This window comes from Mesorhizobium tianshanense, assembly GCF_007830515.1.
GTDB classification, from domain to species: Bacteria; Pseudomonadota; Alphaproteobacteria; order Rhizobiales; family Rhizobiaceae; genus Mesorhizobium; species Mesorhizobium tianshanense.
Genome location: NZ_VLKT01000078.1, coordinates 1 through 24,275 on the forward strand (window position 1 = coordinate 1; position 24,275 = coordinate 24,275).

At 63.2% G+C, this 24,275-nt stretch carries 23 protein-coding genes and 1 pseudogene; 12 read left to right on the forward strand and 12 right to left on the reverse strand.

Going from position 1 to position 24,275, the window contains the following annotated elements; all coding sequences use genetic code 11:
• Both IQ26_RS35025 and IQ26_RS35030 read right to left on the reverse strand, forming a co-directional pair.
• A partial coding sequence (locus IQ26_RS35025; RefSeq protein WP_145722935.1) for a transposase occupies positions 1-328 on the reverse strand: 328 nt, incomplete at its 3' end.
• A 115-nt stretch (positions 329-443) separates the two neighbouring features.
• Entirely contained in the window at positions 444-1,817 is a 1,374-nt protein-coding gene (locus IQ26_RS35030; RefSeq protein ID WP_145722936.1) for a serine hydrolase domain-containing protein, read from the reverse strand.
• A gap of 333 nt (positions 1,818-2,150) precedes the next feature.
• On the opposite strand from IQ26_RS35030, the gene IQ26_RS35035 reads away from it, so the two are divergent.
• Positions 2,151-2,948, forward strand: coding sequence for a glycoside hydrolase family 25 protein (locus tag IQ26_RS35035; RefSeq protein WP_145722937.1), 798 nt, complete (start codon positions 2,151-2,153; stop codon positions 2,946-2,948).
• A gap of 80 nt (positions 2,949-3,028) precedes the next feature.
• A complete protein-coding gene (locus tag IQ26_RS35040; protein WP_145722938.1) occupies positions 3,029-4,207 on the forward strand; it encodes a lytic murein transglycosylase in 1,179 nt (392 codons plus the stop codon).
• 40 nt (positions 4,208-4,247) lie between these two features.
• Here the strand turns inward: IQ26_RS35040 and IQ26_RS35045 are convergent, their stop codons facing one another.
• Positions 4,248-5,468, reverse strand: coding sequence for an alanine racemase (locus tag IQ26_RS35045; protein WP_145722939.1), 1,221 nt, complete (start codon positions 5,466-5,468; stop codon positions 4,248-4,250).
• A 229-nt stretch (positions 5,469-5,697) separates the two neighbouring features.
• Between IQ26_RS35045 and IQ26_RS35050 the strand changes: the two genes are divergently transcribed.
• Entirely contained in the window at positions 5,698-6,618 is a 921-nt protein-coding gene (locus IQ26_RS35050) for a DMT family transporter (RefSeq protein ID WP_145722940.1), read from the forward strand.
• A 488-nt stretch (positions 6,619-7,106) separates the two neighbouring features.
• Here IQ26_RS35050 and metF read toward each other — a convergent pair whose 3' ends face one another.
• On the reverse strand, positions 7,107-8,024 hold the full coding sequence (gene metF / locus IQ26_RS35055) for a methylenetetrahydrofolate reductase [NAD(P)H] (RefSeq protein WP_145722941.1): 918 nt from the start codon (positions 8,022-8,024) through the stop codon (positions 7,107-7,109).
• Positions 8,024-9,046, reverse strand: a complete 1,023-nt coding sequence (locus IQ26_RS35060; RefSeq protein ID WP_145722942.1) for an ArsR/SmtB family transcription factor — start codon at positions 9,044-9,046, stop codon at positions 8,024-8,026. Before IQ26_RS35060 ends, metF begins: the two co-directional genes overlap by 1 nt.
• A 142-nt stretch (positions 9,047-9,188) precedes the next feature.
• On the opposite strand from IQ26_RS35060, the gene tsaA reads away from it, so the two are divergent.
• The 4 genes from tsaA (at position 9,189) to IQ26_RS35080 (ending at position 12,135) form a co-directional block, all read left to right on the forward strand.
• Positions 9,189-9,695: a tRNA (N6-threonylcarbamoyladenosine(37)-N6)-methyltransferase TrmO gene (gene tsaA, locus IQ26_RS35065; protein WP_145722943.1), complete on the forward strand. Its 507-nt coding sequence runs from the start codon at positions 9,189-9,191 to the stop codon at positions 9,693-9,695.
• Positions 9,692-10,003 (forward strand): DUF2293 domain-containing protein, encoded by a 312-nt coding sequence (locus IQ26_RS35070; protein ID WP_145722944.1) that lies wholly within the window; start codon positions 9,692-9,694, stop codon positions 10,001-10,003. The genes tsaA and IQ26_RS35070 overlap by 4 nt, the downstream gene beginning before the upstream one ends.
• Before the next feature lie 108 nt (positions 10,004-10,111).
• Complete coding sequence (locus IQ26_RS35075) at positions 10,112-11,071, forward strand: D-amino acid aminotransferase (protein ID WP_162458164.1); 960 nt, start codon at positions 10,112-10,114, stop codon at positions 11,069-11,071.
• Between the two features lie 221 nt (positions 11,072-11,292).
• The gene (locus IQ26_RS35080) at positions 11,293-12,135 is read left to right on the forward strand and encodes an SDR family oxidoreductase (protein WP_145722946.1); all 843 of its coding nucleotides are present in this window, start codon (positions 11,293-11,295) and stop codon (positions 12,133-12,135) included.
• 56 nt (positions 12,136-12,191) lie between these two features.
• Here IQ26_RS35080 and IQ26_RS35085 read toward each other — a convergent pair whose 3' ends face one another.
• The 4 genes from IQ26_RS35085 to ettA all read right to left on the reverse strand — a co-directional run bounded on the left by IQ26_RS35085 (position 12,192) and on the right by ettA (position 16,720).
• Positions 12,192-12,809: an MOSC domain-containing protein gene (locus IQ26_RS35085; RefSeq protein ID WP_145722947.1), complete on the reverse strand. Its 618-nt coding sequence runs from the start codon at positions 12,807-12,809 to the stop codon at positions 12,192-12,194.
• 125 nt (positions 12,810-12,934) lie between these two features.
• Positions 12,935-14,056, reverse strand: a complete 1,122-nt coding sequence (locus IQ26_RS35090; RefSeq protein WP_145722948.1) for a beta-ketoacyl-ACP synthase III — start codon at positions 14,054-14,056, stop codon at positions 12,935-12,937.
• A gap of 198 nt (positions 14,057-14,254) precedes the next feature.
• Positions 14,255-15,025: a trans-aconitate 2-methyltransferase gene (gene tam / locus IQ26_RS35095; RefSeq protein ID WP_145722949.1), complete on the reverse strand. Its 771-nt coding sequence runs from the start codon at positions 15,023-15,025 to the stop codon at positions 14,255-14,257.
• A 45-nt stretch (positions 15,026-15,070) separates the two neighbouring features.
• A complete protein-coding gene (gene ettA, locus IQ26_RS35100) occupies positions 15,071-16,720 on the reverse strand; it encodes an energy-dependent translational throttle protein EttA (RefSeq protein ID WP_145722950.1) in 1,650 nt (549 codons plus the stop codon).
• A gap of 40 nt (positions 16,721-16,760) precedes the next feature.
• Here ettA and IQ26_RS35105 point away from each other — a divergent pair, with 40 nt between their 5' ends.
• Positions 16,761-16,961, forward strand: coding sequence for a hypothetical protein (locus IQ26_RS35105; RefSeq protein ID WP_145722951.1), 201 nt, complete (start codon positions 16,761-16,763; stop codon positions 16,959-16,961).
• 19 nt (positions 16,962-16,980) lie between these two features.
• Positions 16,981-18,275, forward strand: a pseudogene (locus IQ26_RS35110) (GGDEF domain-containing protein).
• A gap of 27 nt (positions 18,276-18,302) precedes the next feature.
• Here IQ26_RS35110 and IQ26_RS35115 read toward each other — a convergent pair.
• On the reverse strand, positions 18,303-19,316 hold the full coding sequence (locus IQ26_RS35115; RefSeq protein ID WP_420846409.1) for a ribonuclease T2 family protein: 1,014 nt from the start codon (positions 19,314-19,316) through the stop codon (positions 18,303-18,305).
• A gap of 197 nt (positions 19,317-19,513) precedes the next feature.
• On the opposite strand from IQ26_RS35115, the gene IQ26_RS35120 reads away from it, so the two are divergent.
• The 3 genes from IQ26_RS35120 (at position 19,514) to IQ26_RS35130 (ending at position 23,379) form a co-directional block, all read left to right on the forward strand.
• The gene (locus IQ26_RS35120) at positions 19,514-20,449 is read left to right on the forward strand and encodes an alpha/beta fold hydrolase (protein WP_145722952.1); all 936 of its coding nucleotides are present in this window, start codon (positions 19,514-19,516) and stop codon (positions 20,447-20,449) included.
• Positions 20,450-20,560: 111 nt separating this feature from the next.
• Positions 20,561-21,733 carry a CaiB/BaiF CoA transferase family protein gene (locus IQ26_RS35125; RefSeq protein WP_145722953.1) on the forward strand — a complete coding sequence of 391 codons (1,173 nt, stop codon included), beginning with the start codon at positions 20,561-20,563 and terminating at the stop codon, positions 21,731-21,733.
• The gene (locus IQ26_RS35130; RefSeq protein ID WP_145722954.1) at positions 21,730-23,379 is read left to right on the forward strand and encodes a thiamine pyrophosphate-binding protein; all 1,650 of its coding nucleotides are present in this window, start codon (positions 21,730-21,732) and stop codon (positions 23,377-23,379) included. The genes IQ26_RS35125 and IQ26_RS35130 overlap by 4 nt, the downstream gene beginning before the upstream one ends.
• Before the next feature lie 27 nt (positions 23,380-23,406).
• On the opposite strand, the gene IQ26_RS35135 is transcribed toward IQ26_RS35130, so the two are convergent.
• Both IQ26_RS35135 and IQ26_RS40125 read right to left on the reverse strand, forming a co-directional pair.
• Complete coding sequence (locus IQ26_RS35135) at positions 23,407-23,850, reverse strand: CHRD domain-containing protein (protein ID WP_145722955.1); 444 nt, start codon at positions 23,848-23,850, stop codon at positions 23,407-23,409.
• A gap of 182 nt (positions 23,851-24,032) precedes the next feature.
• Positions 24,033-24,275 (reverse strand): group II intron maturase-specific domain-containing protein (locus IQ26_RS40125; protein WP_276316460.1); only part of this gene is annotated, 243 nt, incomplete at its 5' end.

Below are 24,275 nucleotides of genomic sequence, written 5' to 3' on the forward strand. Positions count from 1 at the left end.
TCTTGGAGAAGGTTGAGTGGTCAGGCACATCACCCTCGAGGCCAAGCCGGCAGAACCACCGATAGGCCAGGTTCAGATGTACCTCCTCGCACAGCCGGCGCTCCGAGCGGATGCCGAAGCAATAGCCGACGATCAGCATGCGGATCAGCAGCTCAGGGTCGATCGAGGGACGGCCGATCGGGCTGTAGAAGGGCGCCAGATGCTGGCGGATGGCGGAAAGGTCGACGAAGCGGTCGATCGCTCTGAGCAGGTGATCCGCCGGCACATGCCGCTCCAGGCTGAAGCCGTAAAACAGCTCCTCCTGCATCACACTTTGCTCGCCCATCATCGACTCAATCCCCTCTTACGACGAAGATTGAATCAGTGCTTCAGGACTGCTGCAACCCGGACTTTTTCAACACAATCGGTCCGAACTCGGTCGTTCAGGTGATTGGGTTTTGACCCTAATGCAGGGCCTTCGCCAGCGCCGCCACCATCGTCTGCGGCCGGTAGCCGAGCTTGGCCGGCGTCAGGCCGAGCCGTACCACCACCAACTGCTCCGAGGGAATGATGGCGACCGTCTGCCCGTCATGGCCTTCCATCCAATAGGTATCCCCAGGCAGGCCAGCGGCAATGCCGGCGCCGGCGCTCTCCTCGTCGCCCGGCCCCTCGATCCACAATTGGCCCTTGCCGTAGACTTTCGAGGCGGATGTGGCTTCACGCATCCAGCCGACGAAGCCGGCAGGCAGGATCTCCTGGCCGTTCCAGACGCCGTCCTGCAGCAGGAACTGGCCGAAGCGCGCCCAGTCGCGCGCGGTGGCGTAAAGATAAGACGAGCCGACGAAGGTGCCGTGCTCGTCGGCCTCCAGCACCGCGCTCTGCATGCCGAGCGGATCGAACAATGCAACCCTTGGCCACGCCAGCGCCTCGTCGCCGATCGCATCCTGCCAGAGCCTCGACAGCATCACCGCCGTGCCGCTCGAATAGGAAAACATCTTGCCCACCTCGCTGGTCAGCGGCTTGGATCCGGCAAAGCCCGCCATGTCGGGCTCGAGATAGAGCATCCTCGTCACGTCGGCGACATCGCCATAGTCCTCGTTGAACTCCAGCCCGCTCGACATCGCCATCATGTCGGCGAGGCTGATGGCGGCGCGGCCGTCCGTTTTCCAGGGTCCGAACAGCCCCTGGTTCGTCATCGCCATCTTGCCGTCCTTCACCACCGTGCCGACGACCGCGGCGTTCACCGTCTTGGTCATCGACCAGCCGAGCAGCGGCGTCCTCTCCGTAAAGCCGCTGCCATAGCGCTCGGCGATGATGCGGCCGTTCTTGACCACCACCACCGCGCGCATGCCGGTGCCGGTGAGCGCCGGATCGTCGAGGATATCAGCGATTTCGGGGTTCTGGGAGGCATCGACCCTGTCGCCTTCCGGCCAGAGTGCGTCAGGCGGCGGCGCCGGCGTCAACGCAGTTCCGGTGACAGTCTTGGCGGCAGCAATATTGCCGTCCGGAACCGAAGCACAGCCGAGCCCGTCGCGAACGACCGCGACGCTCTTGCCGAACACGCCGAACAGCCCGGCCGAAACCGTGCCCCGCTCCTTGTCGACGGAGATCCTCATCAGCCTGAGCAGCGGGTGGCCCGGCGCCTGCACGTCGACGGCGAGAACCTCATCGGCATCGCGTCCGGCGATAAAGACATTCGAGCAGACGATCTTGGCCGAATAGCCCGAGCCGACACGGATCAGTTCCGGCGGCGCGATGTAAAGCCACGCGGCGAGTGCTGCGAGCGCCAGCATGGCCAGCCCGAGTAGCCATTTCACGAGCGTCAGAGCAATCCGCATTTTTCCAACTCCCCCGGACGCTGATTTATGTCATCGATTTGCCGCCTTTGCTTCGGCAAAATCGCGATTCCTGTCGAGCGCCGTGAACGGAATATCAACCATGATCGGCGATCACTGATGCATGTCGCCCAAAAGCATGCCCCAGGCCCGAACGAGGGGCGCCTAGCGGTTTTGGGATAACGACATGTATAAGAACAAAGATTAAAGCGCGTCCACGCGACGCGCTTTAAGATTAGGAGCGGTCCTGTGGGGCGATCGCGTGAGGGTACGGTCGAGGGGCCACCTGCAGCAACAACCCATCAGCGGCCGGCTGAACCCGGTTCAGGAGGTGCGATGCGCCGTTTCGCGGTCTTCATCATGCTGACGCTGCTGGGCGCCTGCTCGACCGTCGACGATCTTGCGCCGTCGCTGCCTTCATCTGGCGCCCCGACCGTTGCGGTGCGCGCACCCCGCTTCGACGACTCCGACCCGCATGAGTGGGACAGCGGCGCGCCGTGGAGCTATGCCGTTCACGGCACCGACGTCTCCAAATACCAGACATCGGTCGATTGGCCGGCGGCCAGGGCCAGCGGCATTTCCTTCGTTTTCATCAAGGCGACGGAAGGCGGCGACCGCTTCGACGAGTATTTCAACGAGCATTGGAGCCGCACGAAATTCGCCGGAATTCCTCGCGCTGCCTATCATTTTTACTATTTTTGCACACCAGCCGCCACGCAGGCGCGCTGGTTCATCAGGAACGTGCCGAAAGACCGTTCGGCAATGCCGCCGGTTCTCGACATGGAATGGAATCCGCAATCGCCGACCTGCAAGCTGCGGCCCGATGCGGCGACGGTTCGCAGCGAGATGAGTACATTCCTCGAAATCGTCGAAAACCACTATGGCAAGAAGCCGATCATCTACACCTCGATCGATTTCTTCGACGACAACGGGCTGTCGGTCTTCCGCGGCTATCCCTATTGGCTGCGTTCTGTGGCCGGCCACCCGCGCGAGAAATACGGCAGCCACCCCTTCACTTTCTGGCAGTACACCGGAACCGGCGTTGTGCCTGGCATGAAGGGCAACGCCGACATCAATGTGTTCAACGGCTCGGAAGCCGCATGGAACAAATGGCTGCGGCAGAACACCCGTTGACACTGGGCCTGCGGCCTGCTTTTCGACACAGCCAATGAAGGACGCCTGCAACCGCTGGCGATCTTCTTGGAAGGATGGCGATGCGATTGCGCTTGGAAATTCTCGCGGCGATGCTTCTGGCCGCCACGGCGGCGCCAGCGGCGGCACAGCAATGCGGCGGCGATTTCGAGGCATGGAAGCAGGGCGTGGCGGCGGAGGCCAGGAACGCCGGCGTCGGCGATGCCGGCCTCGAGGCGCTGGAAGACGCCACCGCCGACGAAAAGGTGCTGGCGCGCGACCGCGCCCAGGGCGTCTTTACCCAGACCTTCATCGAATTCTCGAACCGCATGATCTCGGCCTATCGGCTGAAGCAAGGCGCCGCAAATCTCAAAAAATATGCCGACGTCTTTGCCCGCGCCGACCGGGAATTCGGCGTCCAGCCGCCGATTATCGCGGCCTTCTGGGCGCTGGAAACCGACTTCGGCGCCGTGCAGGGCGATTTCCACACGCTGAACGCACTGGTCACGCTCTCGCATGACTGCCGTCGCCCGCAGCTCTTTCGCCCGCAGATCGTGCCGCTGCTGACGCTGATCGATCGCGGTGTGGTGCCGACCGACGTCACCGGCGCCTGGGCGGGGGAAATCGGCCAGACGCAGATGCTGCCGTCCGACTATCTCGGCCGCGGCGTCGACGGCGACGGTGACGGGCTGGTCGACCTGCGCGGCAGCGCGCCGGACGTGATCATGACCACGGCAAACAAAATCATGTCGCGGGGCTGGAAACGCGACCAGCCCTGGATCGAGGAAGTCCGCGTGCCCGACGACCTGCCGTGGGACCAGACCGGCCGCACCAACAAGCTGCCGCTGACGCAGTGGGCTCAGTGGGGTGTCACCAACCCGAACGGCACGCCTCTTGTCAACAACGGCCTGAAGGCAGGTCTCGCGCTGCCCATGGGGCGCAAGGGGCCGGCCTTCTTCGTCTACGACAATTTCGACGTCTATCTCGAATGGAACCAGTCCTTCACCTATGCGCTGACTGCGGCAAATCTTGCCGCGCGGCTGGCGGGCGCGCCCCAATTCGATCCGCGCAATCCCGAACCCGGCCTCAACGGCGACCAGATGAAGGCGCTGCAGACAAAACTCGAAGCCAAAGGCTATGACGTGGGATCGGTCGACGGCATCCTAGGCACCAACACCCGCGAGGCGGTCCGCAAGGAGCAGACCAGGCTCGGCCTGCCGGTCGACGGCTGGCCGACACCGGAGTTGCTGGCGAAGCTGTAGCGCTTCTTCCCTTCTCCCCTTGTGGAAGAAGGCAAGGGCTCTAATCCGCCATCGTCTCCAGGCTGGCAAATCCTTCCGGCGCGTCGCCCTCATCGAACGGCGTCGTTACCTCGACGAAGGTGTCGGGGTAGAAGCCGTTGAACCGCGTCCTCAGCGACAGCGAATAGGCGCCGATATGGCCAATCTCGATCCAGTCGCCGGTGTCGACCGTTTCCGGTAGCCAGAACGGCCGCGACAGGATGTCGACGGAATCGCAGGTCGCGCCGCACACCTTGAACGGCACGATGCTCTTCTCCTCGCCATTGCGCGAGCGGATCGCCGGGTCTGGAATAAAGCGCGCCGGCAGCGTGATCTTGCCGGTCCACGAATCCGACAGCGACGCCCAAATGCCGTCATTGATGTAGAGCCGCTTGCCCTTGCGCAGCAGCACGCGCACGATCAGCGACAGGCAGCGCGCCACGATCACCCTGCCCGGCTCCGCCACCAGCGGCATCTGGTCGAACTGGTATTCCTTCAGATCGCCCGACAGCCGCGACATAATCTGACCGAGCGACGGCATCTCGACCTGCTTGCGGTTGGGATCATGGCCGTATTCGGCGGGAAAACCGCCGCCGACATCGAGCCCGGCAATGTCGAAACTGACCCGGTTGCGCACCCAGTCGGCCGAGGCCAGCGCCCGCTCATAGGTGTCGGGATCCTCGATCTGGCTGCCGACATGGAAGCACAGGCCGACCTTGTAACCCGTCCGGTTCAGCCGTTCGGCCAGCTCGACCGCGTTGGCCGGCCCGGCGCCGAATTTCTTCGACAACTCGTAGGCGGCCGATCCTTTCGTCTGAATGCGCACGAACACGGTGATCGCACCCGGATCGATATCGAGCGCCCGCACCACGCGGGTCAGCTTGGTGATCTCGTCCTCATGGTCGAGCGAGATGACGCGGATGCCATATTTCTCCAGCGCCAGCTTGATGTCCGACTGCGCCTTGACCGGATGCATGTAGAGCATCTCGGCGTCGGGCGAGACCGCGCGCACGGCGGCGAACTCGCCGGGCGAGGCCACGTCGAAAGCATTGACGCCGGCCTCGACCAGCGCCTTCAGCACGATCTGCTCGCCGTTTGTCTTGACCGCATAAGCGGTCTTGCCGGGAAACATGCCCATGAACTGCCTGGCGTCGGCCTTCAGCACCTGCGGACGGAAGCAGTAGACCGGATCGTCCGGACGAAGCGCCAGCGCCGCTTCGCGGGCATTTTCGAATCGCTGCATGGATGAATCCTCAAACTGAGCCCGCGCACAATTAATCCAACCTATGCGTGAATGAAAACAATTCTGTGTCTCGCACCCCTGACGCCGCGGCGCTACGCCAGTTGACAGGCAAGACGACAGAAGTGCTAGCCCACCAATCCGGTTTCGGGTGGCCCTTGCCGTCGAACAGGATATGGCCTGAACAGGCGCCTGATTGGCTTAGCATCGGAGCCATCTGGGAGGACGATCCATGGCGATCACAACCACGACTGCAATGCGCGGACCCATGGTCCTGAAGGACTGGGCGCAGCTCCTGCTGCTCGGCGCGATCTGGGGCGGCTCGTTCTTCTTCGCCCGCATTGCGGTTGCCGAGATTCCCCCGCTGGTGCTGGTGCTGTTTCGCGTCGCCATCGCGGCGCTGGCGCTGCAGCTTTATCTCGGCCTGCGCGGTCCCTCCTTCCGCCTCGCCTTGCCGCATGCCGGCCTGTTCTTCCTGCTGGCGCTCGCCAACAACGTCATTCCCTTCTCGCTGATCTTCGCCGGCCAGACCGAGCTTGGCGCCGGCGTCGCCTCGGTGCTCAATTCGACGACGCCGTTCTGGACGCTGATCCTCGCCAACGCGCTGACATCAGACGAAAAACTCTCTTGGAACAAGCTTGTCGGCATCGCGCTCGGCATCGCCGGCACGGCGGTGATGGTCGGTCCCGGCCTGCTTGCCGGGCTGGGCGGCCCGGTCTGGGCGAAATTCGCGTTGATCGGTGCGTCGCTGTCCTATGCGGTTGCCCTGATGATTGCCCGCCGCTTCAAGGGCGTGCCGTCACCGGTCATCGCCACTGGACAATTGACCGCCTCGACCATCGTCATGATCCCGGTCGTGCTGCTCGGCTATGGTTCTGCCAACCTGTTTTCGGCCTCGCCGACGGTCTGGGCGGCGGTGCTGGCGCTGGCCTTGCTGTCCACCGCCTTCGCCTACATCCTCTATTTCAACCTCGTCGCCTCGGCAGGCGCCACCAACGCCTCGCTGGTCACGCTGATCGTGCCGGCCAGCGCCATCCTGCTTGGCTTCCTGTTCCTGGGCGAACGGCTCGAATTGTTCGAACTCGGCGGCATGGCGCTGATCGCGTTCGGCCTCGTCACCATCGACGGGCGCCTGTTCGGCCGCCGGCGTTAGGGCGCCTCGTCCAATTGGCCGCGCAAAAAAGGATGCTCCAACTCCTTGAATTTTCCCATCGAGCCGAGAAATCGATTCCGATTTTCGACGGCGGTAGCGCTGCCATGCTTATTGTTGCCCCGGCTTCGACACAATTTATTCACAGGTCCGAGGCCGGCTTTTGCCGAAGAGTTTCAATGCCTAACGGCAAAGAGCAGGTCGCAAATTCCACAATCTCGTCGCATTGCAGCACATTTTCCGCTTGCCTGTGGCACAAATGAACCTAGACTCTGAACATAGCTCTTTAAGAGGAGGCTATGACATGGGACTCACGAGGCCAATCAACGCATTGATGATCTGTGCTGCGTTCGCATTCATCGGAGCCCTGATTATGGGCTTTCTTCCGTAGACCCGCCAAAGCGACGGAAGGCCAGCACCGAATAGTCCAAGTCATTGAAAAGGCCGGGTTTTTTGCCCGGCCTTTTTGCATCTTAAAACCTCGCCGGAGCTTACGCCGCGGCAGATCCGGCGGCTTCAGCCTCATGCGAGCGGATGCCGATCATGTGGCAGATGGCGAACGCCAGATCGGCCCGGTTCATGGTGTAGAAGTGGAAATCGCCAACGCCGCGCTCGACCAGGTCCAGCACCTGCTCGGCCGCCACGGCCGCCGCCACCAGCGCATGCGTCTGCGGGTCCTTCTGCAGCCCGTCGAAGCGTTCCGCCAGCCACGCCGGCACCAGCGCACCGCAGCGCGACGAGAAATTGGCGACCTGGGTGAAATTGTGGACCGGCAATATGCCCGGCACGATCGGTATGTAGATGCCGGCCCGCCGCGCCCGTTCGACATAGCGCTCGTAGAGATCATTGTCGAAGAAGAACTGGGTGATCGCCCGTGTCGCGCCATTGTCGACCTTGCGCTTCAGCATGTCGATGTCGGTGGCGAAATCCGGGCTCTCCGGATGCTTTTCCGGATAGGCGGAGACCGAGATGTCGAAATCGCCGACCCCCTTCAGCGCGCCCACCAGTTCGGCACCATTGGCATAGCCGTCCGGATGCGGACGGTAGGCGGCGCCGACGCCCTCGGCCGGATCGCCGCGCAAGGCGACAAAGCGGGTGACGCCCATACCGGCGAATTCCTGAATGACCTCATCGACCTCGTGGCGCGCCGCATCGACGCACGTCATGTGCGCCGCCGGCGTCAGCGTCGTCTCGGTGAGGATGCGCTTGACCGTGCGCGCCGTGCGCTCGCGCGTCGAGCCGCCGGCGCCGTAGGTCACCGATACGAAGTTCGGCTTGAGCGGCTCCAGCCTGGTGACGGTATCCCACAACCTCGCTTCCATCTCGTCGGTCTTCGGCGGGAAGAACTCGAACGAAACCCGGATCTTGTCGCCAATGTCAGGGCGGCGGGAAAAGCGGAACTGGTTCATCAGGCGGTTTCCCCTATCGAATATGCATTGGCTGGTTGCGTGTCGTTGGAAGGATCGGCGATCAGCATGCGCTGGTCACGGCCGAGCCACAGTTTTACGGTGAGCCCGGCCTCGTTGCCGCCGCGCGGCTCGAATTCCTTGCTGTCCTCCATGTCGAGCCCGGCCTCGGAAAACCAATCGGCGATCTGCCGGTCGGAAAAGCCGAGCCGCATATGCGCGTGCTGGTCGCGCAGGAATTCCAGCGCGTGCGGTGCGAAATCGACGATCACCAGCCGGCCGGCCGGCCGCAGCAGCCTTGCCGCCTCGCGGATAGCGCGGGCGGGATCGTCGAGATAGTGCAGCACCTGGTGGATGGTGACGAGATCGAAGGCGTCGCGCTCGACCGGCGGCGCAAAAATGTCGCCCTGGCGCACCTGCGCATTCGAAATGCCGGCCTTGTCGAGGTTGGCACGCGCCACGGTCAGCATCTCGCGCGACATGTCGATGCCGACGCCGCGCCGGTAGAGCGGCGAAAAGATTTCGAGCAGCCGCCCGGTGCCGGTGCCGAGATCGAGCATCGACTGGAACGGCCGTTTGCCGACGAGTTTGAGCAGCGCGGCCTCGACGGCGCGGTCCGGCACATGCAGCGAGCGGATATGGTCCCAGCTTGCCGCGTTTTCGGAGAAATATTCGGCGGCGCGATCCTGCCGCTTGCGCTTGACCGCTGCCAGCCGCTCGAGATCACGCTCGACCTGTGGGTCGGCACCCCGGATGCCGGAAACCAGCCTGAGCACGAAATCCCGCGCCGCATCCGAATCCGACAGCCGGAAGAAGGCCCATGAGCCCTCCTGGTAGCGGCCGATCAGCCCCGCCTCCAGCAGCAGCTTCAGGTGACGCGAGACGCGCGGTTGCGACTGGCCGAGGATTTCTGTGAGATCGGAAACGGTCAGGTCGCCGCGCGACAGCAACGCCAGGATGCGCAGCCGGCTGGATTCGGCCGCCGCCTTCAATGTATCTACCATAGTGTCGAGTGCGACATGCATGCGGGCATTCTCTTTGAAAGAGATATAAACATATGTTTATGTCGATTTTGACAGCCTTGCAAGCACTATGTCGCTTCCGGACAAGAAAATGACGCATGCGTGGCGGATCGCGCAAAACCGGTAGCATGATCGAGGCCAAACCATGTTCGAAACGCGCGACGGCGAAAAGCTTCTGGAAACCGATCCGGCCGATATGCCGCCGGACGGCCATGTCGTCTTCATCGGTCGCATAGCCTCACCCTGGACCACGCGGGAGACTTGCCCCAAGAACATGAAGGCCGCGCGGGAAACGGGACGGCCGGCGGTTCTCACGATCGACCAGCGCTATCGTAACGGCCTGCCTGGCCTGGAACGCGCCAGCCATATCATCATCCTGACCTGGCTGCACCACGCGCCGCGTCGACTGATCGTGCAGAAACCCCGCCATGCGGCCGAACTGAAAGGCGTTTTTTCGCTGCGCTCTCCTGCCCGGCCAAACCCGGTCGGGCTGCATATCGCAAAGCTCGTCGCCCTCGACATCGACACCGGCCGCATCGATCTCGACGCCATTGACGTGCTCGACGGCACACCGGTGATCGACATCAAGCCTTATTTCGCTTCGACCGATGCCTTTGACGAGGCGACCATGGCCGGGCGCGACGAACGATGAGAGCGCCGACCAACCGCCGCCGCGCCATCGCCAAGGCGCTGACTGCGCTTTTGCCGTTGGCGCCCTATGCCGATATGGAAAAGATCCGTGCCGACGCCGGCCGGGCGCATCTGCACAACCTGCCGCCGACGATTGCCGTGTGGCTGGCGACGATCGCCCATATCCGCCATGTGCACACCGACTACGAAAAACTGCTGGCCGAAGGCTATGACCGCGACTCGGCGCGCTTCTTCGTCATGGAGCAGACCAACATTGTGCTGACCCGCTGGCGCGCCACGCGTCTGCTCGAAGACGACGAGGAAGAATAACTGCCCTTCAATGGCCCAGCGGCAGGACCAGCCTGTCTCTTGTACCACCCGCCGTGCCGCTCTATCCCGCCATCTGGTCGGCGGAAAAGCGACCTGACGGAGGACATGATGAGCAACTCTATCGATCCGCAAGCCAATCCACTGCCCTCGCTTGCCGCCCATCACATGGACCCGCACTCCTATCCGGACGGCGTTGCCTTCCTGGACGGTCAATATCTGCCGATGTCGCAGGCCAAGATCTCTGTGCTGGATTGGGGCTTCCTGCATTCCGACGCCACCTATGACACGGTGCATGTCTGGAACGGCCGATTCTTCCGCCTCGACCTGCATCTCGACCGCTTCTTCGGCGGGCTGAAAAAGCTGCGCATGACGATCCCGCTCGACCGCGAAGGCGTGGCCGAAATCCTCCACAATTGCGTGGCGCTGTCGGGTCATCGCGCCGCTTATGTCGAGATGCTGTGCACGCGCGGCACGTCCCCGACCTTCAGCCGTGACCCGCGCGACGCGGTCAACCGTTTCATGGCTTTCGCCGTTCCCTTCGGCTCGGTCGCCAATGCCGAGCAGTTGCAGCGCGGCCTGCATGTTGCGATCAGCGACAAGGTGCGCATCCCGCCGGCTTCGGTCGACCCGGCGATCAAGAACTATCACTGGCTCGACCTGGTACGAGGCCTCTACGACGCTTATGACCGCGGCGCGGAGACGGCGCTGGTTCTCGACTTCAACGGCAATGTCGCGGAAGGCCCCGGCTTCAACGTCTTTTGCGTGGACGACGGCAGACTGTCGACGCCGGCTGTCGGCGTGCTGCCCGGCATAACCCGTCGCACCGTCTTCGATCTCTGCGCGGAAGCAGGGCTTGCCGTCAAAGCGGCCGATGTCAGCGTCGCGGCGCTGCGTCGGTCCGACGAGGTTTTCATCACCTCGACTGCCGGCGGCATCATGCCGGTGACGGTGATCGACGGCGCTCCGGTCGCGGATGGCAACGTCGGCGCGATCACCAGGCGCCTCATGGCGGTCTATTGGCAAAAGCACGAGGATCCGGCCTGGTCGAGCCCGGTGCGCTATTCCTGATCCGGCCGGCTGCTGCGGCGTCGGCTCTCATCAACAAAACGTGCTCGACCTTGGATAAACGGAAAACGCTTCGTATATGCCGGAAGCGGAGTAGCCTCCGTTTAGACCATGACCTCCAACCGAAGGACCGCGTCAGCGAAAAGTGGAATCCGGTTTCGCTGAAGATCATGGTCGAACAAGAACTCAAATCAAAGCCCCGCATGGGCAGGAACTGGTGGATCATGACACACAAGGTTTGGTTTATTACCGGATCGTCGAAGGGCTTCGGCCGCGTCTGGGCGGAAGCCGCCCTCGCCCGCGGCGACCGTGTCGCGGCGACGGCCCGCAATGTCGGCACGCTTGCCGATCTCGTCGATCAATATGGCGACCATATCGCAGCGATTGAGCTCAATGTCACCGACAAGAAAGCCGTCGATGCCGCGATCGCACAGGCGCATAGCCGCTTCGGCCGACTCGACGTCGTCATCAACAATGCCGGCTATGGCCATTTCGGCGCTATCGAGGAGGTCAGCGAGCAGGAGGCGCGCGACCAGATCGAGACCAACGTGTTCGGTGCCCTTTGGGTGACCCAGGCCGCCCTGCCGATCATGCGGGCGCAGCGTTCGGGCCACATCATCCAGATCTCGTCGATCGGCGGCGTCAACGCCTTTGCCTCGCTCGGCCTCTACCACGCCTCGAAATGGGCGCTGGAAGGTTTCAGCCAGGCGCTCAGCCTGGAGGTCGCGGAGTTCGGCATCCACGTGACGCTTGTCGAACCAGGCGGCTTCTCCACCGACTGGGCCGGACCGTCGGCCAAGGTCTCGAAGCCGATCGCGGCCTATGAGCCGGCCCGCGCCGCGATGGCGGAACGCCGCAAGCGCTCGGTCGCAGGCGATCCCGCCGCCACCGGACCGGCGATGCTTGCGATCGTCGACGCGGCCGAGCCACCGCTGCGGGTATTCTTCGGCGATGGCGGCCTGCCGATGATCCGCCAGGAATACGCCAACCGCATCGCGCTCTGGGAAAAGTGGGATCACGTGTCCGACATGGCGCAGGGGACGAACAAGAACCGCAAGGCCGCCTGAGGCCGATCCGGAAAATCTACGCCGCCTCATGGCGGCGTAGCCCTCAGGCCACGCTCCTAGGCCCGATAAATCCACTGCTCCGGCACGCGCACCGATATCTCCTCGCCGGCCGTGATGCGGCCTGGTTTTTCCACCCAGGCGACGAGGCCGCGCAACCGCTTTGCCGCCTTCGGGAACAGCAGTGCGCCGGCTTCATGGTCGGCCATTCCGGCATTTTCGGCGACCGAGCGTCCGGCGATGCGGCATGGTCCGTTCTGCGCGTCGACCTTGATGGTGACGCCGCCTTTGAAGAACAGCAGCGTGCCCGACGGCAGCATGGAAAGATGAGGCAGACCTTCGATCAACAGGTTGGCGCCGATCCACTCCGGCTTGACCTCGGCGATGCCCATCCGCCCTGCCACGATCGCCAGTTCGTCGGCCGCCACGACAGACAATTGCCGCTCGTTGCGCATCTCGGTGCCGCGTGGATACCAGGGCTCGCGCCCGCCGGAGCGTCGCGTGAGGCCAGTGTGGAAATCTCCGGCGATGCCGTCGAAGCCGAGCCGCAGTTCATCCACCGGGCGGGTCTCGAAATGATCCGATGGCGCGACGTAAAGCGCTGCCACCTGCGCGGCGAGTTTCCGCGCCGGGATGATTTCGACCGGAATTTCGGCCTCGGGGAAGAGATCCAGCATAGGCGTCGCTCCTTGCGTGATGCGCGCAATTAGCCGCAGTCAGCTCATCAGGTCCAGTCGAAAGCGCTGATGCACCAATCAAGGAGGCTGATGCGATTATGCCTGCTGGTGCCGTTCGCGGTGGATCAGAGCATGCGCAAAAGCGCGCCGCCGATCGAATAGCCGGCGCCGAAGGCGCAGAGCAGGCCATAGTCGCCGGCCTTCATGTCCGTGTGGTTCTCCGACAGCGCGACAATCGCGCCGGCGCCGGCGGTGTTGCCGAGGCGCTCCAGCACCATCGGCGCGCGGTCATGGCCGACCTCATGGCCGAACGAAAGCTTCAGGATCATGGCGTTCATGCGGACATTGGCCTGGTGCAGCCAGAAGCGCCGGATCGCTTGCGGCGTCAGCCCGTGCTCGGCCAGGAACTCGACGATGAACTTGTGCCCGGCGACGGTGACTTCCTTGAACACCTTGTTGCCGACCTGCTTGATCAGATTGCCTTCCAGATCGATCATATACGGATCTTCCTGGGCGGTGCGGGTGTGGTAGCCGAGATTGGTGCGGATGTTGTTGGACATCTGCGTCCAGGTTCGCGTGTCGAGCACCTCGAAACGTCCCGGCCGCTTCTCACCCTGGGCCAGCCCTTCGACGACCATCGAAACGGAGGCATCGCCGAAGATAAAATGCGTCTGCCGGTCGCGGAAGTTGAGATGACCGGTGATGATTTCGGGCGTCGTCACCAGTACCCGCCTGTGTGCGCCGGCCCGCACCAGATTGACCGCGATGTGCAATGCCGCCGCCGCCGACGAGCAGCCAAGCCCCATGTCGAAGCCGGCGCCTTTTGTGCCCATTGCCTGCTGCATTTCGATGGCGATCGCCGGATAGGGCCGCTGGTGATGCGAGGCCGAACAGATCACCAGGTCGATATCCTCAGGCTTCAGGCCGGCATAGTCGAGCGCTTTCCTGGCCGACGCGATGCCGAACTCGGCTTCCAGCGACAGCGCATCGTCGGGCCGCGCCGGAATGCGCGGGGCCATCCGGGTCGGGTCGAGAATGCCTTCCCGCTCGATCACATGACGGGTCTTGACGCCCGAAGCATGGACGATGAAGGCACTGTCGGATTTCTGCAGCAGGGTCTCGCCCGAAGCCTGGCGGCGGACATTCTCCGTCTCGACCCAGGCATTGAAGCTGTCGACCAGTTCTTCATTGGTGATCGAAGGCTCGGGGATTTCAACGCCGATGCCGCTGATGATGACGCGATGCATTTCCAGACCGTCCCCGTGCGCAGGCGTTACGGCTTCATTTGGGCGCCGCGAAGGCTCGGCGCAACATCTTTCGCACCTAGCCGGTTTATGCCGGCTTAAAATCAAGCGCCTGAGATAAAAGCCCCCGATCTTGCACCGCTGAAATAGCGCATGGCGGCAAAACCGCGTCAAGCGCAGGCGAGCACTGCCTCTCGGTGGCTAAGCGGAGCGCCGCGCGACGATGAAGAGGCGCGGGAAACGCAGCAGCACCTTGCCGTTCGCCGTCTTCGGATAGGCTTGCGCGATCGCTGCCGTATAGCGCTCGAGGAAAAGCCGCCGCTCGTCCGCGTCGAGCGGATCGAGAAACGGCTTCAGTCCGGTCGACTTCAGCCATTCGACGATGGCCCCGGCATCGGCCAACGGATGATTGTAGGCGGTGTGCCAGATGTCGAGCCGGTCTGAGAACGGCGACAGAAGATCGTAGTAGAGCGATACCGGCGGCAGCGGCCCGCGCGCCGCGCCCTCGAGCTTTTCGGCAAACGGCATTTCGGCCGCCGTCTCCCGCATCAGCCGGTGCGAGGGCTCGCCCATATTGTCGGGCATCTGCACGGCGAGCGCGCCGCCGGGCGCCAAAAATCCCATGAGCCGCTGAAAGATCGCCGGATGCTCCGGCAGCCACTGGAACACCGCATTGGCGAAGATCACGTCGACCGGCTCCGCCGGCTGCCACGCCGCCGCATCCGCCAGCTCGAAGGTCACATCAGGCAGACGTGCCCTCGCCTTCTCGATCATATCGGGCGATGTGTCGAAACCGCTGACCTGGGCGCTCGGCCAGCGCTCGACCAGCAATTCAGTCGAATTGCCCGGCCCGCAGCCGATGTCGACCACCCGGCGTGGCGCCTCCACCGGCACCTGCGCGACAAGATCGCGCGACGGCCGCGTGCGCTCGTCCTCGAATTTCAGATATTGGTCGGCGGACCAGTCAGCCATCTCAGTTCCTCAGATCATTTGAGAATTCGCCGCCCCCGATGAGCCCTACCTTGTCAGCCGCTTATACGTCATCCTGTGCGGATTGACGGCATCCGGGCCGAGCCGGCGGATCTTGTCCTGCTCGTAATCCTCGAAATTGCCCTCGAACCATTCGACATGGCTATCGCCCTCGAAGGCAAGGATATGCGTCGCCAGACGATCGAGGAACATACGGTCGTGCGAGATGATGACCGCGCAGCCGCCGAAATTCTCGAGCGCGTCTTCGAGCGCGGCCAGCGTTTCCGTGTCGAGATCGTTGGTCGGTTCGTCGAGCAGCAGCACATTGCCGCCGGTCTTCAGCATCTTGGCCAGATGAACGCGGTTGCGCTGACCGCCGGAAAGGTTTCCGACCTTCTGCTGCTGATCGCCGCCACGGAAATTGAACGACGCGCAATAGGCGCGGGTGTTAGCCTCGAACTTGCCGAGCTTGACCACTTCGGCGCCGCCCGAGATTTCTTCCCACACGGTCTTGGTCGGGTCGAGTGCGTCGCGGCTCTGGTCGACATAACCGAGCTTGACCGTCTCGCCGACGCGGATGGTGCCGTCATCCGGCTTTTCCTGGCCGGTGATCATGCGAAACAGCGTCGTCTTGCCGGCGCCGTTCGGGCCGATGACGCCGACGATGCCGCCTGGCGGCAGCTTGAACGACAGGTCGTCGATGAGCAGCGTGTCGCCAAAGCCCTTCGACAGCCCGTCGACCTCGATCACCACATTGCCAAGCCGCTCGCCATGCGGAATGACGATTTGCGTGTCGCTCGGACGCCGCTTGTCGGCTGCATCCAGCAGGTCCTGGAATGCCTGGATACGCGCCTTCGACTTGGTCTGCCGGGCTTTCGGGCTGGACTGGATCCACTCGCGCTCGCGGCCGATCGCCCGCTGGCGCGCATCGTCCTCGCGGCCTTCCTGCTTGAGCCGCTTGGCCTTGGCTTCGAGATATTTGGTGTAGTTGCCCTCATAGGGGATGCCGCGGCCACGATCGAGCTCGAGGATCCAGCCGGTGACATTGTCGAGGAAGTAGCGATCGTGGGTGATGATCATCACCGCGCCCGGATAGGCGCGCAGATGCTTTTCCAGCCAGGCTGTCGTCTCGGCGTCGAGATGGTTGGTCGGCTCGTCGAGCAGCAGAAGGTCGGGCTGGCGCAGCAGCAGCTGGCAGAGCGCGACGCGGCGGCGCTCGCCGCCCGACAGCTTGGTGACCTCGGCTTCCTTGGACGGACAGCCCAGCGCCTCCATCGCCATCTCGACCTGCTGTTCGAGATCCCACAGGTTGAGCCGGTCCATCTCGTCCTGCAACTTGGCCGACTCGTCGGCCGTCTCGTCGGAATAGTTCATCATCAATTCGTTGTAGCGCTCGATGATGGCGGTCTTGGCGGCAACGCCTTCCATGACGTTCTCGAACACGGTCTTGCTCGCATCGAGTGCCGGCTCCTGCGCCAGGTAGCCGACGGTAGCACCCTCGGCCAGCCACGCCTCACCGCTCCACTCCTTGTCGATGCCGGCCATGATCTTGAGGATCGTCGACTTGCCGGCGCCGTTCGGGCCGAGGATGCCGATCTTGGCGTCGGGATAGAAGGAGAGGTGTATATTCTCGAGCACCTTCTTGGTGCCATAGGCCTTGTTGAGGCCGGCCATGTGATAGATGAACTGGCGTGCCACGCGCGCTTTCCCTGAAAAGTCGACTGGAATGTCGGATTGAATGGAAGTTGCGCGCTATGTAGGCGATGCAGCGCCGAACGGCAAACTGTTTTGGCGCTTCAATCCTGTCTCCGAGCCGGAAGCACTCATCGAAGCGGCGACGTTTTCGGTTCGCCGCATGGCCCGGCGAAAGCTCCGGTTAACCATTCCGCGTCAAAAACGTGTTGGATGGGGAATCGCCGACGAGCCACGATTTCTGTAGAGAAATCGGATCGACGGCGTTGCTGAACAGTTTCCTGCTCCTTGCCGAAGCGGTCCTCTATTTCGGCGTCATGGTCACGCTTTTCCGGTTCAGGCACCGCATCGGCCTCGGCGTGTTTGTCTGCGCGCTGGGCGTCATGCATTTTCTCGAAACCTACCTTGCCAGCGTCTTCTACGTCGCGCTGCCATTCGGCATGGTTTCGCCAGGTTCCGCGGTGCTGTTTTCCGGCAAGCTGGTGATGCTCCTGCTGCTCTACATCAAGGAGGACGCGGCGACCGTCCGGCAGCCCATCTATGGCCTGCTGCTCGGCAATGCCTTGATGATCGGGCTTGTGCTGATCCTGCGCCTGCATGGAATCTCGCCGCTTCCCAATGGCAAGCTTCCCGACATCGGCTTCATCGACCAGATGGGCTGGCTGATGGTGTGGGGCACGACGCTGCTCTTCATCGACGCCATCCTGATCATCCTGCTCTACGAAAGGCTTGGGCGTTATCTTCGCAAGGCGTTGTTTTCTCGCATCCTGATCTCCGTCGCTTGCGTGCTCACTTTCGACCAGGCTGGTTTTTTCACCGCGCTGCATTTCGTCGCCGGCGCGCCGATCGCGGTTTTCTTCGGCGGCTGGTTCGCCAAGATGGCGGCCGCGCTTGCCTACAGCATCATGCTTGTCGCCTATATCAGATGGTTCGAGGCACGGCAGGTCCCGGCGCCGCGCGGGCTGTCCGACATCTTCGACACGCTGACCTACCGCGAGCGCTATGAGGCGCTGGTCAAGCATGTCGGCCGCGACGGCCTCACCGGCCTGCTGCACAGGGGACGTTTCGACAGCGACGGCGAAGCCGCCGTTGCCGCCAGCCTGCGGACGGCCAAGCCGCTCAGCCTCTTGATCATCGATGTCGACCACTTCAAATCGATCAACGACCGCTTCGGCCACGCCGAGGGCGACAAGGTGCTGAAGTCCATCGCAGGCCTGCTTGGCGAGATTGTCAGTCCCGAGGACCAGCTGTTTAGGATCGGCGGCGAGGAGTTCGCCATCCTCTGCTTGCGTCCGCATTCGGTCGCCACGCTGCTTGGCGAAAGCATCAGACATGCGGTCAAGGCATCCGCAAACACCAGCCGGTTCGACATCACCGTCAGCGCCGGCATCTCCACCGTCAGCGAGACGACCCGCTGCCTCGCCGATCTTTCGCACTGGCCGACCAGCGCCTCTACAAGGCCAAATCGACCGGACGCGACCGCGTCGTCGGCGAACCAGGCGGCCACGAGGCCGACGGCCTCGCTGCACGGGCCAGACAGGATCGCGGCCTCGGCGGCTGACGCGAAGCGGCAGCCCGGCTCGGCTTGTTACTGGAATCCCACGGGATCGACGAGGCCTCTCGGACAACCGGCATTGTTCGTCGGCACTGACGCCGCCAACAGCTCACTGAGCGACCTGTTCGGGCCGATCGGGCCGGTCAGGCCAAGCGTCAGCTCGCCGATCAGCCGCCTGCCGCTCGAACGGTCGTTCAAACAGGAGACGCGGACCCGCTCGCCGGCGCCGGCGCCGAAGGCACTGTCGAAGGCGCCGCGGATCTGGTCCGACGTCAGATCCCGACCGGTGTTCTGGGTGAAAGGATCGCGCACCGGCGAAGCGTTCACCGCGCGCATCAGGTTCAGCGCATCGGAAAAATACTCTTGCTGGCTTTTGCCGTAGCAGGTGCCATGCTTGATCCACTCATGCCTCTCCAAGCCGGATGCGGTGCCTGGCATCACCTGATCAAGCTCCGACCGCGTGTTCGGGTCGAGCTCGACCGCCGGCAGATCCCGCCAGTGCGCCGGGTTGTCGTTGGCCTTATCGGCCGTTGCCACCTGGCAATAGAAATTTCCGTTCGGCTGCGGCCACAACCCGTGCAGGGTGAAATGCGTCGCGTCGAAACCGGCCGCGGTCTGCGCCTTGCATTCGGTCTTGCCGGGCTTGGTTTCGCAAAAGGCCGGCTGCCAGCTCATCGCGAGAACATATTCGGGTTTTCCCGAGGCCGCGGGCCTGTCCTGGTCGGTCGGCGCGGCCGGCATCGTTGACGCGCTGCCGCCCGAAACATGGCCGCAACCGATTTTCACCCAGCGGCGCTCCGGATCTGCTCCCGGCACGCGGATCAGGTAATGCGTGGGGGTGTCCTTGTTGCCGGCCAGAAGCTCATAGCTCTGTCCCGCATCGGTCGAAATATTGCCGGGATTCTCTCCGCTCTTGATGGCCTGGGTCGCCGAACAGGCGTCATCGGCCACGAAAGAACCGCTCATCTTCACCTCGGCCCGCGCAACACCCGTCAGCGACACGGCGACAAGCGCAAATCCGAAAACGAGACCTGTCCGCATCCGCATAAAGGCACCCCCGGCTGAAAAAAATCAGCGGCAACAGATTGCCGCTGTCTCTCGGTATCAAATTCTCCATGTCAGAATTGCGATACCCCACGTTGCGACTCAAGAACATCGCTGCGAAAAACACGGATTGACGCAAAACCGGCGTCGACGCACACAAAAGCCTGCGACACGAAAAACGCGCTGGAGACCACGCGACAATGTCATTCAGCCAACAGCGCGTGCTGCGATCGCCGACCGGGGCCGAGCTCAACCTCTATGTGAAACGCGCCGAGGGCCGCCCGCGCGCCGTGGTTCAGATCAATCACGGGCTGGCCGAGCACGCCGCGCGCTATGTCCGCTTCGCTACCTTTCTGGGTGAGCGCGGCTTTCACGTCTACGTCCATGACCATCGCGGCCATGGCGCAACCAGGGCGCCCGATGCCCCACTCGGCAGGTTCGCTCAATCAGATGGCGGCGCCAAGGTCATCGCCGATGTCGCCGCCGTGCACGACCTGATTGCCGGCAACCATCCCGGTCTGCCCGTCATTGCCTTCGGTCATTCGATGGGCGGCCTCGTCGCGCTGAATTTCATGCTTGCCCATTCGGGCCGGCTGCACGCCGCCGCCATCTGGAACGCCAATTTTTCCGCCGGGATCGCCGGTCGTGCCGCGCAAGCCATCCTTGCCTGGGAAAAATTTCGGCTGGGCTCCGACACGCCGTCGCGCATGCTGCCGAGACTGACCTTCCAGGCCTGGGGCAAGGCCGTCCCCGATCACCGCACGCCGTTCGACTGGCTGTCGCGCGACGCAGCCGAAGTCGACAAGTACATCGCCGATCCGCTCTGCGGCTGGGATGCCTCGGTGTCGATGTGGCGCGACCTGTTCGGTTTTGTCTTCGACGGTGCCGACGACACCAATTTTTCCGGCGTCCGCAAAACCCTTCCGATCTGCCTGGTCGGCGGCGAAAAGGACCCCGCGACCGATGGCGGCAAGGCGGTCAGCCATCTCGCCGGCCGCCTGCACAGGATGGGCTTTTCGAATCTCGTTTCAAAGGTTTACGCAGAGACCCGCCACGAAAGCTTGAACGAGGTGAACCGGGATGTCGTCATGGACGATTTCGCCGCGTGGGCCGACAGCGTACTGAAACAAGCATGATCAAGATTGGTGTGATCGGCATTGGCACAATCGGATTGGCCTATCGCAAGGACCGTGACAGCGGCACGCGGGATTGATACAGGCTGCGCTTCCGACCCATCACGGTGATCCATGACTGAGCCTCCGCTGAAAGGCATTCGCGTAATCGAACTCGCCCGTATCCTGGCCGGACCGTGGGCCGGGCAGCTGCTTGCCGATCTCGGCGCCGACGTCATCAAGGTCGAGAGCCCGGATGGCGGTGACGACACCCGCAAATGGGGTCCGCCCTTCGTCATGAGCCATGACGGCGAAAACCTTTCAGCCGCCTATTACCATTCCTGCAATCGCGGCAAGCGCTCCATCGCCGTCGACTTCTCGACGCCCGAAGGCGCCGAGACGATCCGCCGGCTGGTCGCCACCTCGGACGTGCTGATCGAGAACTTCAAGCTCGGCGGCCTGAAGAAATACGGGCTCGACTATGACAGCTTGCATAAAATCAACCCGCGGCTGATCTACTGCTCGATTACCGGCTTCGGCCAGGACGGACCCTATGCGCCGCGCGCCGGCTATGACTTCATCATCCAGGGCATGGCCGGCATGATGTCGATCACCGGCGAGGCTGGCCGCGAGCCGCAAAAAGCCGGTGTTGCCATATCAGACATTTTCACCGGCCTCTATTCGGTCGTCGCCATCCAGGCCGCGCTTCGCCACGCCGAGAAGACCGGCGAAGGCCAGCACATCGACATGGCGCTCTACGACACCCAGATCTCGACGCTCGGCAACCAGAACCTCAATTATCTGGTCTCCGGCAAATCGCCCGTGCAGATGGGCAATGCGCATATGAACATCGCGCCTTACGAAGTGGTGCCGGTGAAGGACGGCCACATCATCCTGGCCATCGGCAATGACGGCCAGTTCGCCAAATTCTGCGCGGCCGTCGGACTGGGCCTGTCATCGAACCCCGATTTCGCCACCAATCCCGCCCGGGTTGCCAACCGGGCGAAGCTGCGCGAACACATCATCGATGCGCTGAAAACCTTCGATCGCGATCCGCTGCTGGCCAAACTGGAAGCGGCAAGTGTGCCCGCCAGCCCGATCAACAATATCGGCCAGATGTTCGCCGACCCGCAGACCATCGCGCGCGGCATGCGGCTCGACCTCGACGACGGCCATGGCAATCTCTTGCCCTCGGTGCGCGCGCCGATGGTCATGTCGGGCACGCCATTGGTCTATGAGCGGCCCTCGCCGCGTCTCGGCGAACACACCGAAGAAATCCTTGCCGAACTGGAGAGGTCAGGAAAATGAAGACCGGCGGACAACTGATCGTCGATGCGCTCGAGGCCAACGGCACCGACCGCATCTATTGCGTGCCCGGGGAATCCTATCTTGCGGTGCTCGACGCGCTGCACGATTCGACGATCCGCACCATCGTCTGCCGCCAGGAAGGCGGTGCTGCGATGATGGCGGACTGCCATGGCCGCCTGACCGGCAAGCCCGGCATCTGCTTCGTCACCCGCGGCCCCGGCGCCACCAACGCCTCGGCCGGCATCCACATCGCCATGCAGGATTCGGTTCCCGTCATCCTGTTCATCGGCCAGGTCGCCAGCCACGCCAAGCAGCGCGAGGCTTTTCAGGAGGTCGACTACGTCAGGTTCTTCGGCGACATCGCCAAATGGGTGGTCGAAATCGACGATGCTTCGCGCGTCCCCGAATTTGTCACCCGCGCCTTTGCGGTGGCGACATCCGGCCGGCCCGGCCCGGTGGTGGTCTCGCTGCCCGAAGATATGCTGACCAGTCTGGCCGAGGCGCCTGCCGCCCAGCACTACACGCGCGTCGAAACCTCTCCCGGCGAGGCCGAACTCGACCGGCTCGAAGCGCTGCTCAATGCCGCGAAAAGACCCGTGGCAATTCTGGGCGGCACACGTTGGGATGCTAATGCTGTTCAGGAAATGCAGCGCATCGCCGAAGCCTGGTCGCTGCCGGTCGGCTGCTCGTTCCGCCGTCAGATGCTGTTCGATCATCTCCACCCGAACTACGCCGGCGATGTCGGCATCGGCATCAACCCGAAGCTGGCCACGGCCATCAAAAAGGCCGATCTGGTGCTGCTGATCGGCGGCCGCATGGGCGAAATGCCGTCGTCGGACTACACGCTGCTGAAGAGCCCGTACCCCGACCAGACGCTGGTCCATGTCCACGCCGACCCCGGTGAGCTCGGCCGTGTCTACTGGCCAACGCTGGCGATCAACGCCTCACCTTCCGCCTTCGTGCGGTTATTCGCCAGGAGAAAAGGACCCACATCGCCGAGCTGGGCCGAAGAAACCCAACGCCTGCATGCCGCGTACCTCGACTGGTCTACACCGCCGGAAACCGGCCCCGGTTCCGTCCAGATGGGGCCGATCATGAACTATCTCGAAACGGTGCTGCCCGACGACGCCATCCTCACCAATGGCGCCGGCAATTACGCCACCTGGGTCCACCGTTTCCACCGCTCCCGCCGCTTCGCCACCCAGGCAGCCCCCACTTCCGGCTCGATGGGCTACGGCACGCCGGCCGCGGTCGCCGCCAAGGAGCTGTTCCCGGATCGCGACGTGATCGCCTTTGCCGGCGACGGCTGCTTCCTGATGAACGGGCAGGAGTTCGCCACTGCCGTGCAATACAATCTCCCGATCGTCGTCATCGTCGTGAACAACGGCATTTACGGCACTATCCGCATGCACCAGGAGCGAGAATATCCCGGCCGCGTCGTCGCCACCGATCTGCGGAATCCCGACTTCGCGGCGCTAGCCCGCGCCTATGGCGGACATGGCGAAACGGTCGACAAGACCGCCGATTTCGCTCCGGCCTTCGAGCGTGCGCGAGCCAGCGGCAAGCCGTCGATCGTCGAGATCAAGCTCGACCCCGAGGCCATCACGCCGACCCGCACGATGACGCAGATTCGCGACAAAACCTGACAAACAGGGCGGTTGCCCTGTTTGTTGCTATTCGGTCTTTTCGATCTGCCCGCGGATCTCGCCATCCTTGTGGGCCGCGGTGTGGATGTTGACGTAATATTTGCCGGCCATCAGATCGGCACCCTGCGCGTCGGTCAGCACCGCCGCCCCCTTGAACGGGCTTTTCGGAGCGCCCTTGAACGGTACGACGACGCCGGCATTTTCACCCTTTGCCGCCGGTCCGTGAATATGTCCGGCCGTCGCCGGCCCACTGAGACCTGAATAGGTCACGTTCCAGCTGAGCTGTTTCGTGGCGGTGTCGAAGCCGAGAGCGGCCTCGCCTTTGCCCTCCGTGGTGACGGGCGGATTCTGCTGCGCCCCATCGAGCGTCGCCTTCATCTTCATCATGTCGGCCAAGGCCGGTGAAGCGCACAGGAAGGAAGCCGAAACGGCCAGCGCCGAAAGCATCGGCGAGAAGGATTGCATGCGCATGGAAATCTCCGTTGTCGCGGTGACATCCGCTGAAGCTGGATGCACCGGCACAACGGTTGTGCGAGCGGATGTTTCCACGGATAACGGCTAATTTACGTCCCAATCGGGATAGGGGGGAACCTTGCGGTTCCTCCCCTCCCACACCACCCTGCGTACGGGCCCGTACAAGGCGGTTCGGTTGGTTATGCGGCATTGGCAGGGGCGAGGAAAGCGAGGCCGATGCTTGCGAGGAAAGCGTTCGGCAGGGCAATGGCGAGCGCTGGGCTGTTGCTGATGCGCCAGGGACCATGCGCGCTGCCGGCGGTTTGTGCCGCCAGCTCGTGCCCGACGCCCCGGCGACGCAGCTCCGCAAAGCGGGTGCGCCCGCGCTTCCATTGCTTCCATGCAATGGATCGAAGCCTTCGCCTGATCCACTGGTCGAGGCT

Excerpts from the sequence above, each read along its gene's own strand:
- IQ26_RS35030 (WP_145722936.1), bottom strand. The coding sequence starts at position 1,817 with ATGCGGATTGCTCTGACGCTCGTGAAATGGCTACTCGGGCTGGCCATG.
- IQ26_RS35035 (WP_145722937.1), top strand. The coding sequence starts at position 2,151 with ATGCGCCGTTTCGCGGTCTTCATCATGCTGACGCTGCTGGGCGCCTGC.
- IQ26_RS35040 (WP_145722938.1), top strand. The coding sequence starts at position 3,029 with ATGCGATTGCGCTTGGAAATTCTCGCGGCGATGCTTCTGGCCGCCACG.
- IQ26_RS35045 (WP_145722939.1), bottom strand. The coding sequence starts at position 5,468 with ATGCAGCGATTCGAAAATGCCCGCGAAGCGGCGCTGGCGCTTCGTCCG.
- IQ26_RS35050 (WP_145722940.1), top strand. The coding sequence starts at position 5,698 with ATGGCGATCACAACCACGACTGCAATGCGCGGACCCATGGTCCTGAAG.
- metF (WP_145722941.1), bottom strand. The coding sequence starts at position 8,024 with ATGAACCAGTTCCGCTTTTCCCGCCGCCCTGACATTGGCGACAAGATC.
- IQ26_RS35060 (WP_145722942.1), bottom strand. The coding sequence starts at position 9,046 with ATGCATGTCGCACTCGACACTATGGTAGATACATTGAAGGCGGCGGCC.
- tsaA (WP_145722943.1), top strand. The coding sequence starts at position 9,189 with ATGTTCGAAACGCGCGACGGCGAAAAGCTTCTGGAAACCGATCCGGCC.
- IQ26_RS35070 (WP_145722944.1), top strand. The coding sequence starts at position 9,692 with ATGAGAGCGCCGACCAACCGCCGCCGCGCCATCGCCAAGGCGCTGACT.
- IQ26_RS35075 (WP_162458164.1), top strand. The coding sequence starts at position 10,112 with ATGAGCAACTCTATCGATCCGCAAGCCAATCCACTGCCCTCGCTTGCC.
- IQ26_RS35080 (WP_145722946.1), top strand. The coding sequence starts at position 11,293 with ATGACACACAAGGTTTGGTTTATTACCGGATCGTCGAAGGGCTTCGGC.
- IQ26_RS35085 (WP_145722947.1), bottom strand. The coding sequence starts at position 12,809 with ATGCTGGATCTCTTCCCCGAGGCCGAAATTCCGGTCGAAATCATCCCG.
- IQ26_RS35090 (WP_145722948.1), bottom strand. The coding sequence starts at position 14,056 with ATGCATCGCGTCATCATCAGCGGCATCGGCGTTGAAATCCCCGAGCCT.
- tam (WP_145722949.1), bottom strand. The coding sequence starts at position 15,025 with ATGGCTGACTGGTCCGCCGACCAATATCTGAAATTCGAGGACGAGCGC.
- IQ26_RS35105 (WP_145722951.1), top strand. The coding sequence starts at position 16,761 with ATGGAAGTTGCGCGCTATGTAGGCGATGCAGCGCCGAACGGCAAACTG.
- IQ26_RS35115 (WP_420846409.1), bottom strand. The coding sequence starts at position 19,316 with ATGCGGATGCGGACAGGTCTCGTTTTCGGATTTGCGCTTGTCGCCGTG.
- IQ26_RS35120 (WP_145722952.1), top strand. The coding sequence starts at position 19,514 with ATGTCATTCAGCCAACAGCGCGTGCTGCGATCGCCGACCGGGGCCGAG.
- IQ26_RS35125 (WP_145722953.1), top strand. The coding sequence starts at position 20,561 with ATGACTGAGCCTCCGCTGAAAGGCATTCGCGTAATCGAACTCGCCCGT.
- IQ26_RS35130 (WP_145722954.1), top strand. The coding sequence starts at position 21,730 with ATGAAGACCGGCGGACAACTGATCGTCGATGCGCTCGAGGCCAACGGC.
- IQ26_RS35135 (WP_145722955.1), bottom strand. The coding sequence starts at position 23,850 with ATGCGCATGCAATCCTTCTCGCCGATGCTTTCGGCGCTGGCCGTTTCG.